Source organism: Streptomyces sp. BR1, assembly GCF_052373795.1.
Lineage (GTDB): Bacteria > Actinomycetota > Actinomycetes > Streptomycetales > Streptomycetaceae > Streptomyces.
In genome coordinates this window covers 1,239,573-1,254,829 of sequence record NZ_CM126252.1, presented here as the reverse complement: position 1 = coordinate 1,254,829, position 15,257 = coordinate 1,239,573, and the positions used below count along the sequence as shown (strand labels likewise).

Below are 15,257 nucleotides of genomic sequence, written 5' to 3'. Positions count from 1 at the left end.
CCTTGTCCGCCGCGAATCCCGATCGCGTTCGCCAGGGTGCGAGGGCAGGATGAGGCCATGTCGATCTCACCCGCACCCGCGCCCTTCACCGCCGACGACTATCGCGCCCGGATGGCGCGCGCCACCGAGTCCGCCGCCGCTGCCGGACTGGCCGGTCTGCTCGTCGCGCCCGGGCCCGACCTGGTCTATCTGACCGGCTATCAGCCGACCGCGATCACCGAGCGGCTGACGGTCCTGGTGCTCGCGGCCGGGCAGGACCCGGTCCTCGTCGTGCCGAAACTGGAGGCGCCCGACGCGGAGCACGCCCCCGGAGCCGCCGCGCTCACCCTGCGGGACTGGACCGACGCCGTCGACCCGTACGCTCTGACCGCGCCCCTCCTCGCGCCCTCCCGGACCGCCGGTTCCGCACCGCGGTTCGGGGTCAGCGACAACGCCTGGGCGTTGCATCTGCTCGGCTTGCAACAGCGGCTTCCGGAGACTTCTTTTGCGGCGCTCACCGAGGCGCTGCCGATGCTGCGGGCGGTCAAGGACGAGCACGAGCTGGCGCGGCTGGAGGCAGCGGGGGCAGCGGCCGACGAGGCGTACGGAGAGATCCTGAAGGTCCGGTTCGCGGGCCGCAAGGAGACGGACGTCGCGGCGGATCTGGCCGCTCTGCTCATCAAGTACGGCCACTCGCAAGTGGACTTCACCGTTGTCGGCTCCGGGCCCAACGGCGCCAATCCGCACCACGAGGCGGGCGACCGGACCATCGCGCACGGCGACATGGTCGTCCTCGACTTCGGCGGCCTCAAGCACGGATACGGCTCGGACACCACCCGTACCGTCCACGTCGGCGAGCCCAGTGCCACCGAGCAGCGCGTCCACGACGTCGTCCGTGCGGCCCAGCGGGCGGGGTTCGAGGCGGTGCGGCCGGGTGCGGCCTGCCAGGACGTCGACCGGGCGGCGCGCGCGGTGATCGAGGAGGCCGGATACGGCGAGTACTTCATCCACCGCACCGGCCACGGCATCGGCGTCACCACCCATGAGCCGCCCTACATGATCGAGGGCGAGGAGCAGCCGCTGGTGCCCGGCATGTGCTTCTCCATCGAGCCGGGCATCTATCTGCCGGGCCGCTTCGGCGTACGGATCGAGGACATCGTCACGGTCACCGAGGACGGCGGCCGCAGTTTCAACAACACCGCGCGCGAGATGGCAGTCGTCGAATAGTCAACCGATCGCGGGGCCGAGCACCGCGCAGCTCTCGGGCGGCAGCAGGAATTCGCCGTCCGGGCGCGGCGGTTGCACCGGCTCCCACGCGGCAAGCACCTGGCAGTTGGTCCTGCCGAGGGGGATCACGGCGGGCTCCTTGGCGAGGTTGACCACGGTCCTGAGGTCGCCGCGCCGGAAGGTGAGCCAGCGCGCCTCCTCGTCGTGGACGACCTTGACGGCGGCGATGTCCGGGTCGGTGAAGTCGGGCCGTGAGCGCCGCAGCGCGATCAGCTCGCGGTACCAGGCGAGCACGCGCGCGTGGGGCTCGTTCGCGAGCTCGCTCCAGTCCAGACAGGAGCGCGCCCTGGTGGCGGGGTCCTGAGGGTCGGGGATGTCCTCCTCGGCCCAGCCGTGTGCCGTGAACTCCCGCCGCCTGCCGCTGCGTACGGCCTCGGCGAGCTCGGGATCCGGGTGGTCGGTGAAGTACTGCCAGGGCGTGCGGGCGCCCCACTCCTCGCCCATGAAGATCATCGGGGGGTACGGCCCGGTGAGCACCAGCGCGGCGGCGCAGGCCAGCAGCCCGGGGGAGAGGGCGGCCGAGAGCCGGTCCCCCAGGGCCCTGTTGCCGATCTGGTCATGGGTCTGGGAGTAGCCGAGAAAGCGGTGGGCGGGGGTTCTCGCGCGGTCGACGCGGCGGCCGTGGGTGCGGCCCCGGAAGCTCGAATACGTGCCGTCGTGGAAGAAGACCCGGGTGAGCGTCTTGGCGAGGGCGGCGAGCGGGGCGCGCGCGAAGTCGGCGTAATAGCCCTGGGATTCGCCGGTGAGCGCGGTGTGCAGGGCGTGATGGAAGTCGTCGTTCCACTGGGCGTGCAGTCCGAGCCCGGCCTCCGCGCGCGGGGCGGTCGTACGCGGGTCGCACCGGTCGGACTCGGCGATGAGGAAGAGCGGGCGGCCGAGCTGGACGGAGAGTACGTCGACGGCCGTGGAGAGCTCTTCGAGGAACGGCAACGCGCGCGTGTCGACGAGGGCGTGCACGGCATCCAGCCGCAGTCCGTCGAGCCGGTAGTCGCGCAGCCAGGAGAGCGCGCTCTCCAGGAAGTACGCCCGCACCTCGTCCGACCCCGGGGCGTCCAGGTTGACGGCGGCGCCCCAGGGTGTGTGGTGGGTGTCGGTGAAGTACGGGCCGAAGGCGGGGAGGTGGTTGCCGGACGGGCCGAGGTGGTTGTGCACGACATCGAGGACGACCCCGAGGCCGTGTTCGTGGGCCGCGTCGACAAATCGTTTCAGCCCGTCGGGGCCGCCGTACGGCTCGTGCACGGCCCAGGGCGACACGCCGTCGTAGCCCCAGCCGTGCCGCCCCGGGAAGGGGCACACCGGCATGAGCTCCACATGCGTGACCCCCAGTTCCGCCAAATGGGCGAGGCGGGCGGCCGCCGCGTCGAAGGTGCCCTCCTCGGTGTACGTGCCGATGTGCAGCTCGTAGAGGACGGCTGTGGGCAGCCTGCGGCCCTGCCAGGGGGTCTGCCAGGTGAAGAGCTCGTGGTCGACGACGGCGCTGAGGCCGTCGGGCCCGTTCGGCTGGCGGCGCGAGCGGGGATCGGGCAGCGGCGGGCCGCCGTCGACGACGTACCCGTAGTGGTCGCCGTCCCGCGCCTCGGCCTCGGCCAGCCACCACCCCGGCCGGACCGGATGCGGCTCCATGTCATGACGCGCGCCCGCCAGCAGGAGGGCGACCCGGTCCGCCTGCGGTGCCCACACCTCGAACAACATGCTCCATACCTTCCGTTGCCCGCGTACCGTCAACCGTGGAACAGGGCATCCAATAGTCGGCGGAAGGCGGGATCAAGGGCTGGAGGTTGTGGTTACCCGCCATTAAGGTCCGGATCCATGACCCTGCCGCCGTTCCCGCACGGCTTCCTCTGGGGAGCCTCCGCTTCAGCCTTCCAGACCGAGGGAGCCGCCGCAGCCGAGGGCAAGGGCCCCTCCGGCTGGGACGCCTTCGCCGCCGAGCCGGGGCGGATCAAGGACGGCTCCGACGCCTCGCGGGCCACCGGCTTCCACGCCCGCTACCGCGAGGACGTCGCCCTGCTCGCGGGCCTGGGTGCCGGAGCCTTCCGCTTCTCCGTCAGCTGGCCGCGTGTCGTCCCTGGCGGCAGCGGCCCGGTCAACGCCGCCGGGCTCGACTTCTACGACCGGCTCGTCGACGAACTGTGCGCCCACGGCATCGCCCCCGCCCCGACGCTCTACCACTGGGACACCCCGCTGGAGCTGGAGGAGCGGGGCGGCTGGCTCGACCGCGACACCGCGTACCGCTTCGCCGACTACGCGCGCGTAGTGGCCGACAGACTCGCCGACCGCGTCCCCATGTGGATCACCATCAACGAGCCGGCCGAGGTCACCCTGCTCGGCTACGCGCTCGGCGAGCACGCCCCCGGCAAGAAGCTGCTCTTCGACGCGCTGCCCGCCGCTCACCACCAACTGCTGGCACACGGCCTCGCCGTCGGGGCGCTGCGCTCGGCGGGCGCCGACAACATAGGCATCGCCGTCTCGCACACACCGGTCTGGGCGGCCGGCGAGAGCGAGGAGGACCGTTTCGGCGCGGATCTGTACGACACCATCAGCAACTGGATGTTCGCCGACCCCATCCTGACCGGCCGCTACCCCGACGACGGCTTCGCATCCCTGATGCCGGGCCCGGTCGCCGACGACCTCGCCGTCATCTCGACACCCCTCGACTGGTACGGGGTGAACTACTACAACCCCACGCGCGTGGGCGCGCCCGCGCCCGAGGCCGTCGACAACTTCGCGGGCTTCCGGATGCCCGCCGAACTGCCCTTCGGCATCAGGGAGATCGAGGGATACGAGACCACCGCCTTCGGGTGGCCGGTCGTCCCCGACGGGCTGCGCGAGATGCTCGTACAGCTGAAGAAACGGTACGGGGACCGTCTGCCGCCGGTGTACATCACCGAGAACGGCTGCTCCTATGACGGAGTCGAGGACGCCGGCCGGATCCGTTATCTCGACGGGCATCTGCGCGCCCTGCACACGGCGATCGCCGAAGGCGTCGACGTACGCGGCTACTTCGTCTGGTCGCTCACCGACAACATCGAGTGGATCGAAGGGGCATCGCAACGCTTCGGGCTCGTTCACGTCGACTACGAGACGCTGCGGCGCACCCCGAAGGACTCCTACCGGTGGTACCGGGAGGTGATCCGCGCCCAGCGCGCCGCGCAGTGATTTTATGAGGGCCGCTGTCGCGGCGCCGGTGCGAGGCTCAACTATTGCTCTGACCAGACCATGTTGATCGCCCGCTCGAAGGTCGCGTAACCGGCGCGCGCGAAGGCGTTCGCCATCGGTACGTTGCCGAGGTCCGTCGCGGCGCGGATGCGCGGGACGTCCTCGGCGGCCAGGACGCGGGTGCCCTCGGCCAGGATGTCGTCGATGTAGCCCTGACCGCGGTGGGCGGGCAGTACGCCGATGTACGCGATGATCGGGTGGTAATTGTTGCGGGCTGCAATGACGAAGCCCACCGGGCTGCCACCGTCCTGGAGTTCGGCGATCCGCCACCACTCCCGTGGCGTCCTGAAGGTGGCGAATTCCTCCTCGTACATCAGCTCGGCCGACTCGCGCGGCGTCATGGTGAGCAGTTCCGTACGGCTGTGCTCGTCGAGCGTGTTCTCCAGGACCAGCGTCATCAGCGAGAGGAGCTCCTCGCGGTCCGTCGCCGGGCGGAAGGTGAGCCGGGTGGACTGCGCGGGGACCGGAGTTCCCGGTCGCCATTCCAGGCGCAGCCGCTCGACGAGTACGCGCGCGCCGGTCTCGGCCAGGATGTTCATCCGTGTCTCGACCACCTCGCGCGCGTGCGGGTCCTCGCGCCAGTCACCGGGAGCGAAACGCCCGTACTCGGGACGCGGTGCACCGGCCGGGATCACCGCGGCGGTGGCGGTCTCCAGGAGTCGCAGTCCGATGGCGTGACGCTCGGCGGGCGGCAGCGTGTCGTCGACGTCGAAGAAGTCGAGGGTGTACGGGGCCTCGTGGTCCGGCGGAGTCCACCAGGAGAGGCGGGCCAGCACGCGGTCCTCGCGCAGGGCCACCCACATCCACTCGGGACGGCGGCGCCCGGTGGCCAGATCGTCTTCGACCTCGTGGTCGAGTACGTAGGAAAGCTGCTGGAAGAGCCCGAGTTCCTCGGGCCCGGCGAGCGGACGGAAAGTGATGTCCGACGCGGATGTCGTCAAGGAGTTCCCCTCAGAGGTGTAACGGTCGGCAGAACCTAACAACAGCGCCAAGGCGTCGGGCAAGGGGATTACGTGCAGGTCAGTGGGGATGGCGGCGGGAGCCGGCAAACCGCGGCTCTGCTGGACACGCCGAGGCCGTCGGCCCGACAATCGCTGCTGTGACGTCGTCCTTCGAGTTCCACACGTATCCCGCGCGGCTCTCCGACGCCGAGCGCGACCGTGTGCTCGACGTGCTCAGAGAGGGCGCCGCCCAGGGCAAGCTTTCGCACGACACCTTCTTGCGGCGGATGGAGCTGGCCCTGTCCGCGCGCCAGTCCGACGAGCTGGCCGCGCTCACCGCCGATCTGGAGTCGGAGAGCCGCTGGTCGCGGGCGCTGTACGGCGCCGTGAGCCGCGTTTCCGGGTTCACCGTCGCCATGCGGCGGGCGTGGCAGTCCGAGCGGCTGCCGAAGCTGCTGTTCCCGGTGCCCGGGCCCTATCCGCTGCGGATCGGCCGTGATCCGCACAACGGACTGCGGCTCAGCCACGAGACGGTGTCCCGGGTGCACGCGGAGCTGACCCACCAGTCCGGCGTGTGGGTGCTGCGGGACCTCGGCTCCACCAACGGCACCAGCGTCAACGGGCGCCGCGTGACCGGCGCGGTGGTCGTCAATGACGGGGACCAGGTGAGCTTCGGGCGGATGAGCTTCCGGCTCGCCACGCACTGAGCCACGACGGCCTGAGCTGGGAACCCGAGCTGATCGGAAACCCGAGCCGGGGGCCTGAGCTGGGTACCTGACCAGCGAGAACGCCCCCGCAGACGCCGTTGTCAGTGGTGCCCCTCATCATGGCGGGTATGAACGACGACCAGCAGCCCCGTGTGCGGCACGCCCGCCCCGCCGATCTGCCGCGCCTGGCCGAACTCGCCGCGGAGCACGCGGTGTACGAGAAGGCCGCGCCGCCCGCGCCCGACCTCGCGGAGCGGCTCGGAGCCCTGCTCTTCGGCACCGGGACTCCCCGGGTGCGCTGTCTGGTCGCCGAGACGCCGGACGGCGAGGTGGTCGGATACGCGAGCTGTGCGCCCGAGTTCTCCACCTGGCAGGCGCGTGAGTACCTGCACATGGACTGTCTCTTCCTTCGCGACGGCCAGCGGGGCCTCGGCCTCGGCGCGCTGCTGATCGACGCGGTGAAGGCCGAGGCGCGGGCGCTCGGTATCACCGAGGTGCAGTGGCAGACGCCGGTCTGGAACGAAGGGGCGCGCCGGTTCTACGACCGAATAGGCGCGACCGGCCGCGAGAAGATCCGCTACGCAATGCCCGTCGGCTCGGAGGCGTAACGGGGGCCTCGGACGCGTAACGGCGCCCGAGACCATCGTCCGGCCCACTCGACCGGCCTTACTGCTGGTGGAGGCCGCGTCCCGCCAGGGTCAGGAACGTCTCGCCGACCGCTTCCGACAGGGTCGGGTGGGCGTGGATGTGGCGCGCCACATCGGACGGTTCGGCGTCCCAGCCGACGATCAACTGGGACTCGGCGATCATCTCGGAGACGTTCGGGCCGACGAGATGGACACCGAGGACCTGACCGTCGCGCTCGGCGACGACCTTCACCACACCGCCCTGGCCGTGCACCATCCCCTTGGCGACGGCCGTCAGGGGCATCGTGTTGACGACTACGTCGTGCCCGCGATTGCGGGCGTCCGCCTCGGTCAGCCCGACCGACGCGGTCTGCGGAGAGGAGTACGTGACACGGGGCACCGCCGCGTAGTCGACCGGCGGTGACGCCAGACCGGCGAGGGTCTCGGCCACGAGCAGGCCCTCGGCGAACGAGGCGTGGGCCAGGCCGAGGGAAGGAGGGGGCAGCAGATCGCCGACGACATGGATCCCGGGCAACGGGGTTTCCAGGCGCGCCCAGTCGGCGGGGGCCACGAACCCCCGCTCGTCCGTGGTCAGTCCGGCCGCCGCCAGGCCGAGGCCGTCGGTCACCGGGGCGCGGCCCACGGCCACCAGCAGACGCTCCGCCTCGATGGCCCGGGTCTCGCCGCGTGAGGTGCGCACCGTTGCCCGTATGCCGTTGTCCAGAACCTCGGTGGCCAGGAAGCGGGCACCCGTCTGCACATCGATGCCGCGCTTCTTCAGGCCGCGGGTCAAGTGGCGGCTCACATCGGTGTCTTCCAGCGGGACGAGGCGGTCGGCGGCCTCGATCAGGGTGACGTCGGCGCCCATCGAGCGGTGGAAGGAGGCGTACTCGACCCCGATCGCGCCGCCGCCGAGGACGAGGACGGACTGCGGCAGTCCGGGGGCGAAGAGCGCGTCGTCGCTGGTGACCACGCGCCGCCCGTCGGCCTCCAGGTCCGGCAGCATCCGGGGCCGGGAGCCGGTGGCGAGGACGATGCCGCGCCGGGCGGTGAACTCGCCGTACCCGTCGACGTGCACGGTCCGCTTGCCGGTCAACCGGGCGCCGCCTCGGATGACTTGGACCCCTGCGTGCGAGAGATGGCCTTCCACGCCCTTGTGGTTGCGGGAGACGATGTCGTCGCGCGTGGCCACCAGGGCGGACCAGTCCACCGAGTCGAGCGTGGCCTTCACGCCCCAGCGCTCGCGGGCCTCGGCGATACCGTCGACGAGTTCGGCGGCGTGCAGCATCGCCTTGCTCGGGATGCAGCCGCGGTGCAGGCAGGTGCCGCCGACCTTGTCGCGTTCGGCGAGGACGACGGTCAGGCCGAGGGCGGCGGCGCGCAGGGCGGTGGAGTACCCACCGGTGCCGCCCCCGATCACGATCACATCGGCCACTCGGTTGTCGGCCGTCACAAGGGTCACAGGGTTCTCGGTCATGGGTCCAGCTTCCGGCCGGACCTTGCCATGAGTCCAAGGCAATGTTCTTGTGGGATCGATGCACAACGCTTATGGGAGGGGCGGGGATCGACATGAGCCTGCGTCAGATGGAGTACTTCGTGGCCGTCGTCGAGGAATCCTCCTTCACGCGCGCGGCCGAGCTGCTGCATGTCACCCAGCCCGCCCTCTCACACCAGATCAAGGCGCTGGAGAAATCCGTCGGCGGCGACTTGCTCGAACGGCTTTCGCGCGGGGTGCGCCTCACCCCCATGGGGCGCGCATTCCTGCCGCACGCCCAGCTCGCCGTGCGCAGCGCCGCGCGCGCCCAGCGAGCCGCCCGCGCGAGCGCCGGGGCGGCGGGGGGCGAGTTGCACATCGCGTCGGTGCACTCGGTCGCCGTGGGGGTACTTCCGGACGTCTTCGCGCAGTGGCGCCGCGAACACCCCGGGGTGGGGCTCGTCCTGCACGAATACGCGTCCACCGAGGCCCTGGAGGAAGAGCTGGAACGCGGCACCGCCGACCTCGCCGTGGGGCCCCGGCCGCGCCGCTGGGACGGACCCGTCGTCGAGGTCGGCGAGGAGGAGATCGCGCTGATCGTCCCCTTCGACGACCCCCTCGCCGGCCGCTCGTCGGTGCGGCTCGAAGAACTGGCCGACCACAACTGGGTGCGGTGCGCGATGGAGCCGGTCGTCGACGGGATGCCGTTCCTCGACCTGGTCTGCGGCCGGGCGGGCTTCGCGCCCCGCACCGCCCTGCGCACCGAGCACACCTCGACCGCGGTACGGATGGCCGCGGCGGGCGTCGGCATCGTCGCGGCCCCCTCGCACGTCGTACGGGGCGGGCTCGGGGAGGACTGCGTGGTGCTGCCGGTCGACCCGCCCTGGAGCCGGGCCCTGGCGGTCTTCTCCCGCGTGGAGCTGACCGGGGCCGCGGCCGCGTTCACCGATCTGCTGCGCAGGTCGGCGCCGTACGGAGGCAAGGGCGAGTCACCCACCACCGGTTGCTAGAGCCCCGCCTCCCGCGACCCGCCTGAGCAGCGCGACGGGACGGTCGGCGAACAGGGTGCCCAGCCCCACTGCCCCCGTGAACTCCCGCCCGGCGCACAGGACATCGGCCCACATGCCCTGCGGCAGCGGTAGCTCTGTCGTGCCCCAGCCGCCCGACTCGGCCAGCCGCAGCGACAGCCGGGTCACCGCCGTCACCACCTCGCCGGAGCGGCAGAACGCGAGGCAGTGAGCGGCCGACGGCCCGGTGGCGGTCAGTGGCTCGTATGTACCCAACTCCCCGAACACCTGCGGAAGTTCCCGGCGCAGCCGAAGAGTCTCGACCGAGATCTTCCACTTCTCGTCTGGAGCGGATTCCGGCTCGGACTCCAGCGCGGCTTCGGGGAAGTCCACCGGCCGCCGGTTGTCGGGGTCGACCAGCGCCAGGTACTCGGACTCCGTGCCCTGATAGATGTCCGGCACGCCCGGCATCGTCAGGTGCACCAGCGCGGCACCCAGCACGTTCGCGCGCGTGGCTGCGGTCAGGCCGTGAGAGAACTCCTCGATCTCAGCCGAGAGCGGCCCGGCGGGCCCCGCCGCTACGAAGCGGGCCAGCGCGCGCTCGTACTCCGGATCCTGTTCGGTCCAGCCGGTGCGCAGCCCGGCCTCGCGCGCGGACTTGAGCAGAGCGCCGCTCAGCCGCTCTTCCGTCACGCCGGTGCCGCCCAGGCCGACCGCCGTCTGCCAGGCCGTCCATGCCAGGTGCGGATCGGGCGCGGGGCCATCGGGCACGCGCGCGCTGGAGAGCCGGTCGAGGAGGGCCGCCCATCGCCCCGGGCACTCGGACAGCGCCGTGATCCGGGCCCGTACGTCCGCGCTGCGCTTCGTGTCGTGCGTGGACAGTACGGTCCCGGTGGCCGGCCAGTCGCGGGCGATACAGGCGCAGAAGGCGTGGAACTCGTCTGGGGTGACGGCGGGCCGGTCGGGGGCGCCGCCCACCTCATTGGCCGAGAGCAGCGGCACATAGCGGTAGAACGCCGTGTCTTCGAGGGACTTGGCCCGCAGCGCCGAAGCCGTCTGCGCGAAGCGGACCCGGAACGCGCGGTGCCCGGGGCCGTCGCCGTACCGCCCGAGCGCCAGGTCGCGTACGGCATCGACCGCCGAGGCCTCCTCCGGCACGGCGAACGCCTGCCTCGCCCGGCGTGCCATGTCAGCGGTCAGCACGTCCTCGGCGTCGAGCCCGTACGGCCGGTAGACCGGGATCCGGATCAGGAGCTCGCGCAGGGCGAGCCGCAGGGCCCAGGGCGCATGGTCGCGCAGTGCGGTCTCGCGGGCGCACAGCCCCGCCGCCGTGCGCGTGAGGCGGTCCACTTCGGCGGCCAGCTCATGCGTGACCACTTCGTAGGCAGCGCGGCGCGCCGTCGGCTGCCAGAGCCCGCCCAGATCGTCGGCCTGACCGATGAACTCCCGGTAGAGGGCGATCAGTTCCGCATGACCGGCCGGATCGGTGAAGAGGCCGTCGATCCGTCCGAGCGCGTCGTAGCCGGTCGTGCCCGCGACCGCCCATCCCGTCGGGAGCGGCTCCACGCGCGCGAGGATCTTCTCGACGACCGTCCAGCGGCCGTCCGTCGCCTCGTTCAGTCGCCGCAGATACGTTTCGGGGTCGGCCAGCCCGTCCGGGTGGTCCACCCGCAGCCCGTCCACCACGCCGTCCCGGATCAGCTCAAGGACCTTGGCGTGGGTGGCGGCGAAGACCTCCTCGTCCTCCACCCGGAGGCCGATGAGCTCCGAAATGGTGAAGAAGCGCCGGTAGTTGAGCTCGGTACGGGCCAGCCGCCACCAGCCGAGCCGGTACCACTGCGCATCGAGCAGCTCGCGCAGCACCAGCCGCTCCGTACCGGCGCGCAGCGGGAACTCGTGCGCCTCCCCGTACGCCAACACCCCATTCCGACGGTCCACCGCGAGCCGGTCCAGCTCGCTCCCGATGGGCCCGGCCAGCACCGGCAGCAGCACCTTGCCGTCGCCCGCCGCCCAGTCGATGTCGAACCACTTGGCGTACGGCGAGTCGGGACCGTCGCGCAGCACTTCCCACAGCTGCCGATTGTGGCGCGGCGCCGCTGCCATGTGGTTCGGGACGATGTCGAGCACCAGGCCGAGCCCGGCCGCCCGCGCGGTGCGGGCGAGCCGCCGCAGTCCTTCCTCACCGCCCAGCTCCGCACGTACGCGCGCGTGGTCGACGACGTCATAGCCGTGCGTCGACCCCGGCACCGCTTCGAGGACCGGTGACAGATGCAGATGGGACACCCCTAGCGAGGCGACATAGGGCACGGCGCGCTCGGCGGCACGGAACGGGAAATCCGGCTGGAGCTGCAGCCGGTAGGTCGCGGTGGGTGTCATGCGAACGTACGTACCCCGCTGGGCGGCTTCTGTGCCTTCGGCCCATACGTCCGCACCCGTCTGCCGCGTTAGCTTCGCCTGATGTCCGGAGCGTTGCACACCTATCGCAAGGTCATCGCCCTCACCGGGCCCGTACTCCCCGTCGTCTCCTTCCTCGGCAGGCTGCCGACGGCCATGTGTCAGCTGGGCAGCGTGCTCCTGGTCGCCGAGACCAGCGGCAGCCTGGCCACCGCGGGGCTCGCGGGCGGTGCCCTCGCGCTCGGGCAGACCGTCGGCGGCCCGCTCCTCGGCCGTACCGCTGACCGCCACGGTCAGCGCACCGTGGTGCTCGTCGCGGCGCTCGTCAACGCCGTCGCGGTCACCGCGCTCGTCGTTGCGGCCCTCGCGCACGCGGGTACCGGCTGGCTGGTGCTGCTGGGGGCGCTCGCCGGGGCCAGCGTGCCGCAGGTGGGCCCGCTGGCCCGGACCCGGACGGTGGCGCTGGCCCGCCGTGCCGGCGCCGACGAGCGGACCGTGGCCGCCGCGCTCTCCTTCGAAGGCACCCTCGACGAGGTGTCGTTCGTGCTCGGCCCGGCTTTCGTGGGCCTGGCGGCCGCCCTCGCCCACCCGGCCGTGGCGCTGCTCGCCGCCGCCTGGCTGCTCGCCGTCTGCGGCACCGGCTTCGCCCTGCACCCGACGGCCGGACAGGTCATGGCCGAAGAGCGCGTCTGGGCGCCGCGAACCCGGCTGCCGAGTGCGGCGTACGCGCTGCGCGTCACGATGGTCCTTCAAGGCGCCATGTTCGGCGCCTCCCAGGCGGGCATCACCGCGCTCACCGAGCGGCTCGGGCAGCCGTCCCAGACCGGGCTCGTCTACGCCGCGATGGGCGTGATGAGCGCGGCGGCGGGCCTCGCCATGGTCGCCGTACCGGAAAGACTCGCGCTACGCGCGCGGTGGCGGATCGCCACCGCCGCTCTGGTGGTGCTGTCCGTCCCGCTGCTTTTCGTGGGCTCGCTGGGAACTCTGTACGGGGTGGTGGTCGTTCTCGGAGTGGCGTACGCCCCGCACCTGATCACCCTGTTCGCGCTGACCGAACGGATCGTCCCCGCCGCCCGGTTGGCCGAGTCCATGGCGTTCCTGACCAGCGGGATCGTCGGCGGCCAGGCGCTCGCTCTCGCTCTGTCGGGGCGGCTGGCCGAGGAACACGGTCCGGGTGCGGCCTTCGCGGTCATGGTGGTCGCGGGGGCGCTCTGCGCGGTGCTCTCATGGTCCGTGCGCGGCGTGGCGGACGCCGGGCCGCCCCACGACACCCTCGCCGCGCAACCGCAACCGCAACCGCAACCACACCCGCTCACGCCGGGCGTTGCAGCACCGCCAGGCTCCGTCCCACGAGGGTGATCCGCTCGCCGGCCGTCACCTTCGGGCCGTCGCCCGGCGGCACCCCTTCCGGACGGCCGGTGTCCACCACCACCTGCCACTGTCTGCCGTGGTTGACCGGGACCAGGAAGTCGATGACCTCGGCGCTCGCATTGAACATCAACAGAAAGGAGTCGTCAGCGATCCGCTCGCCGCGCGGGCCCGGCTCGGAGATCGCGTTGCCGTTGAGGAAGACCGTGAGGGCCTTGGCGCTCGCCGCCTGCCAGTCCTGCTGCGTCATCTCCTCACCCTCCGGGGTGAACCAGGCGATGTCCGACAGCTCGTCGTGCGTGCCCTGCACCGGCCGGCCGTGGAAGAACCGGCGGCGGCGGAAGACCGGGTGGTCTCGCCGCAGCCACACCATGGTCCGGGTGAAGGCGAGCAGTGTCCCTTCCGGGTCGCCGCCCGCGTCGGGCCACTTCACCCAGGTCAGCTCGCTGTCCTGGCAGTAGGCGTTGTTGTTGCCGTGCTGGGTGCGGGCGAACTCGTCGCCGTGGCTGAGCATCGGCACGCCCTGCGACAGCATCAGGGTGGCGATGAAGTTGCGCATCTGGCGCTCGCGCAGCTCCAGGACCTCCTCGTCGTCCGTGTCGCCCTCGGTGCCGCAGTTCCAGGAGCGGTTGTGGCTCTCGCCGTCCCGGTTGCCCTCCTTGTTGGCCTCGTTGTGCTTGTCGTTGTACGCGACGAGGTCGTGCAGGGTGAACCCGTCGTGGCAGGTGTGGAAGTTGATGGAGGCCAGCGGCCGACGGCCGTCGTCCTGGTACAGATCGGAGGAGCCGGTGAGCCGCCCGGCGAACTCGGCGAGCGTGCGCGGCTCGCCGCGCCACAAGTCCCGTACGGTGTCGCGGAACTTACCGTTCCACTCGGTCCACAGCGGCGGGAAGTTGCCCACCTGATAGCCGCCCTCGCCCACGTCCCAGGGCTCGGCGATCAGCTTGACCTGGCTCACCACCGGGTCCTGCTGCACCAGGTCGAAGAACGAGGACAGCCGGTCCACCTCGTGGAACTGCCGGGCCAGCGTCGCCGCGAGGTCGAAGCGGAAGCCGTCCACATGCATCTCGGTGACCCAGTACCGCAGCGAGTCCATGATCAGTTGGAGGACGTGCGGCGAGCGCATCAGGAGCGAGTTCCCGGTGCCGGTGGTGTCCTCGTAGTAGCGCTGGTCGTCGGCCAGCCGGTAGTACTGCGCGTTGTCCAGGCCCCGGAAGGAGAGCGTGGGGCCCAGGTGGTTGCCCTCCGCCGTGTGGTTGTAGACGACGTCGAGGATGACCTCGATGCCCGCCTGGTGCAGCGCCCGTACGGCCTGCTTGAACTCCAGGACCTGCTGGCCCCGGTCGCCCCACGAGGCATAGGCGTTGTGCGGGGCGAAGAATCCGATCGTGTTGTAACCCCAGTAGTTGGACATCCCCTCGTCCGCCAGCCGGTGGTCGTTGACGAACTGGTGCACCGGCATCAACTCCAGGGCGGTGACGCCAAGTTCCGTCAGATGGCCGATGACGGCCGGGTGCGCCAGCGCCGCGTAGGTGCCGCGCATCTCCTGGGGCAGCGCCGGATGGAGCATCGTCAGGCCCTTCACATGGGCCTCGTACAGCACGGTGCGGTGGTACTCGGTGCGCGGAGGGCGGTCGTCCCCCCAGTCGAAGTACGGGTTGACCACGACCGACGTCATGGTGTGCGGCGCCGAGTCCATGTCGTTGCGGGCCTCGGGGCGGTCGAAGTAGTAGCCGTACACCGCCTCGCCCCAGTCGACGCTGCCGCTGACCGCGCGCGCGTAGGGGTCGAGAAGCAGCTTGGCCGAGTTGCAGCGGTGGCCCTTGTGCGGCTCGTACGGGCCGTGCACGCGGAAGCCGTAGCGCTGACCGGGCATCACTCCGGGCAGATAGGCGTGGCGGACGAACGCGTCGCTCTCGCGCAGCTCCACCGCCGTCTCCGAGCCGTCGTCGTGCAGCAGGCACAACTCGATCCGGCGGGCGGCCTCCGAGAAGACCGCGAAGTTGGTCCCGGCGCCGTCGTACGTGGCGCCGAGTGGGTACGCCTGTCCCGGCCACACCTGCATGGGCAAGACTCTTCCACTTCTGATCCGGGTACTGAGGGGCACTTGACGCAGATCCTTCCGGAAAAGACGGCCGTCCCATAGGACGCCGGAGTGCTCCGGAGGGTGATCCGGGCGCGGGAACCCCAGGTCGGGACAGCGGGCACCCGAGGTGATCCGGACGGCCTTCGCGGTCGGATCCGGCCATCGGGCG

At 71.3% G+C, this 15,257-nt stretch carries 11 protein-coding genes; 6 read left to right on the top strand and 5 right to left on the bottom strand.

Annotation, left to right across the window (positions count from 1 at the left end; translation table 11 throughout):
- Positions 1 to 57 precede the first annotated feature (57 nt).
- The gene (locus ACT1U9_RS05675; RefSeq protein ID WP_444537278.1) at positions 58 to 1,206 is read left to right on the top strand and encodes a M24 family metallopeptidase; all 1,149 of its coding nucleotides are present in this window, start codon (positions 58 to 60) and stop codon (positions 1,204 to 1,206) included.
- Here ACT1U9_RS05675 and treZ read toward each other — a convergent pair whose 3' ends face one another.
- Positions 1,207 to 2,958 carry a malto-oligosyltrehalose trehalohydrolase gene (gene treZ / locus ACT1U9_RS05670; RefSeq protein WP_444537277.1) on the bottom strand — a complete coding sequence of 584 codons (1,752 nt, stop codon included), beginning with the start codon at positions 2,956 to 2,958 and terminating at the stop codon, positions 1,207 to 1,209. It lies immediately after the preceding gene.
- Positions 2,959 to 3,075: 117 nt separating this feature from the next.
- Between treZ and ACT1U9_RS05665 the strand changes: the two genes are divergently transcribed.
- On the top strand, positions 3,076 to 4,425 hold the full coding sequence (locus ACT1U9_RS05665) for a GH1 family beta-glucosidase (RefSeq protein WP_444537276.1): 1,350 nt from the start codon (positions 3,076 to 3,078) through the stop codon (positions 4,423 to 4,425).
- A 41-nt stretch (positions 4,426 to 4,466) separates the two neighbouring features.
- Here ACT1U9_RS05665 and ACT1U9_RS05660 read toward each other — a convergent pair whose 3' ends face one another.
- Complete coding sequence (locus ACT1U9_RS05660) at positions 4,467 to 5,426, bottom strand: GNAT family N-acetyltransferase (protein ID WP_444537275.1); 960 nt, start codon at positions 5,424 to 5,426, stop codon at positions 4,467 to 4,469.
- Positions 5,427 to 5,584: 158 nt separating this feature from the next.
- Between ACT1U9_RS05660 and ACT1U9_RS05655 the strand changes: the two genes are divergently transcribed.
- Both ACT1U9_RS05655 and ACT1U9_RS05650 read left to right on the top strand, forming a co-directional pair.
- Positions 5,585 to 6,133, top strand: a complete 549-nt coding sequence (locus tag ACT1U9_RS05655; protein ID WP_444537274.1) for an FHA domain-containing protein — start codon at positions 5,585 to 5,587, stop codon at positions 6,131 to 6,133.
- A gap of 128 nt (positions 6,134 to 6,261) precedes the next feature.
- Positions 6,262 to 6,741 carry a GNAT family N-acetyltransferase gene (locus ACT1U9_RS05650; protein WP_444537273.1) on the top strand — a complete coding sequence of 160 codons (480 nt, stop codon included), beginning with the start codon at positions 6,262 to 6,264 and terminating at the stop codon, positions 6,739 to 6,741.
- Between the two features lie 58 nt (positions 6,742 to 6,799).
- Here the strand turns inward: ACT1U9_RS05650 and lpdA are convergent, their stop codons facing one another.
- The gene (gene lpdA, locus ACT1U9_RS05645) at positions 6,800 to 8,236 is read right to left on the bottom strand and encodes a dihydrolipoyl dehydrogenase (protein WP_444537272.1); all 1,437 of its coding nucleotides are present in this window, start codon (positions 8,234 to 8,236) and stop codon (positions 6,800 to 6,802) included.
- A gap of 92 nt (positions 8,237 to 8,328) precedes the next feature.
- On the opposite strand from lpdA, the gene ACT1U9_RS05640 reads away from it, so the two are divergent.
- The gene (locus tag ACT1U9_RS05640) at positions 8,329 to 9,243 is read left to right on the top strand and encodes a LysR family transcriptional regulator (protein WP_444537271.1); all 915 of its coding nucleotides are present in this window, start codon (positions 8,329 to 8,331) and stop codon (positions 9,241 to 9,243) included.
- Here ACT1U9_RS05640 and treY read toward each other — a convergent pair.
- Positions 9,223 to 11,616, bottom strand: coding sequence for a malto-oligosyltrehalose synthase (gene treY, locus ACT1U9_RS05635; RefSeq protein ID WP_444537270.1), 2,394 nt, complete (start codon positions 11,614 to 11,616; stop codon positions 9,223 to 9,225). The genes ACT1U9_RS05640 and treY overlap by 21 nt on opposite strands.
- 81 nt (positions 11,617 to 11,697) lie before the next feature.
- Between treY and ACT1U9_RS05630 the strand changes: the two genes are divergently transcribed.
- Positions 11,698 to 12,993, top strand: coding sequence for an MFS transporter (locus ACT1U9_RS05630; RefSeq protein WP_444537269.1), 1,296 nt, complete (start codon positions 11,698 to 11,700; stop codon positions 12,991 to 12,993).
- On the opposite strand, the gene glgX is transcribed toward ACT1U9_RS05630, so the two are convergent.
- On the bottom strand, positions 12,947 to 15,067 hold the full coding sequence (glgX, locus tag ACT1U9_RS05625; protein ID WP_444537268.1) for a glycogen debranching protein GlgX: 2,121 nt from the start codon (positions 15,065 to 15,067) through the stop codon (positions 12,947 to 12,949). The genes ACT1U9_RS05630 and glgX overlap by 47 nt on opposite strands.
- Positions 15,068 to 15,257 lie beyond the last annotated feature (190 nt).

Bases quoted from the DNA above. Each gene is read 5' to 3' on its own strand.
- ACT1U9_RS05675 (WP_444537278.1), top strand. From the start codon at position 58: ATGTCGATCTCACCCGCACCCGCGCCCTTCACCGCCGACGACTATCGC.
- treZ (WP_444537277.1), bottom strand. From the start codon at position 2,958: ATGTTGTTCGAGGTGTGGGCACCGCAGGCGGACCGGGTCGCCCTCCTG.
- ACT1U9_RS05665 (WP_444537276.1), top strand. From the start codon at position 3,076: ATGACCCTGCCGCCGTTCCCGCACGGCTTCCTCTGGGGAGCCTCCGCT.
- ACT1U9_RS05650 (WP_444537273.1), top strand. From the start codon at position 6,262: ATGAACGACGACCAGCAGCCCCGTGTGCGGCACGCCCGCCCCGCCGAT.
- lpdA (WP_444537272.1), bottom strand. From the start codon at position 8,236: ATGACCGAGAACCCTGTGACCCTTGTGACGGCCGACAACCGAGTGGCC.
- ACT1U9_RS05640 (WP_444537271.1), top strand. From the start codon at position 8,329: ATGAGCCTGCGTCAGATGGAGTACTTCGTGGCCGTCGTCGAGGAATCC.
- treY (WP_444537270.1), bottom strand. From the start codon at position 11,616: ATGACACCCACCGCGACCTACCGGCTGCAGCTCCAGCCGGATTTCCCG.
- ACT1U9_RS05630 (WP_444537269.1), top strand. From the start codon at position 11,698: ATGTCCGGAGCGTTGCACACCTATCGCAAGGTCATCGCCCTCACCGGG.
- glgX (WP_444537268.1), bottom strand. From the start codon at position 15,067: ATGCAGGTGTGGCCGGGACAGGCGTACCCACTCGGCGCCACGTACGAC.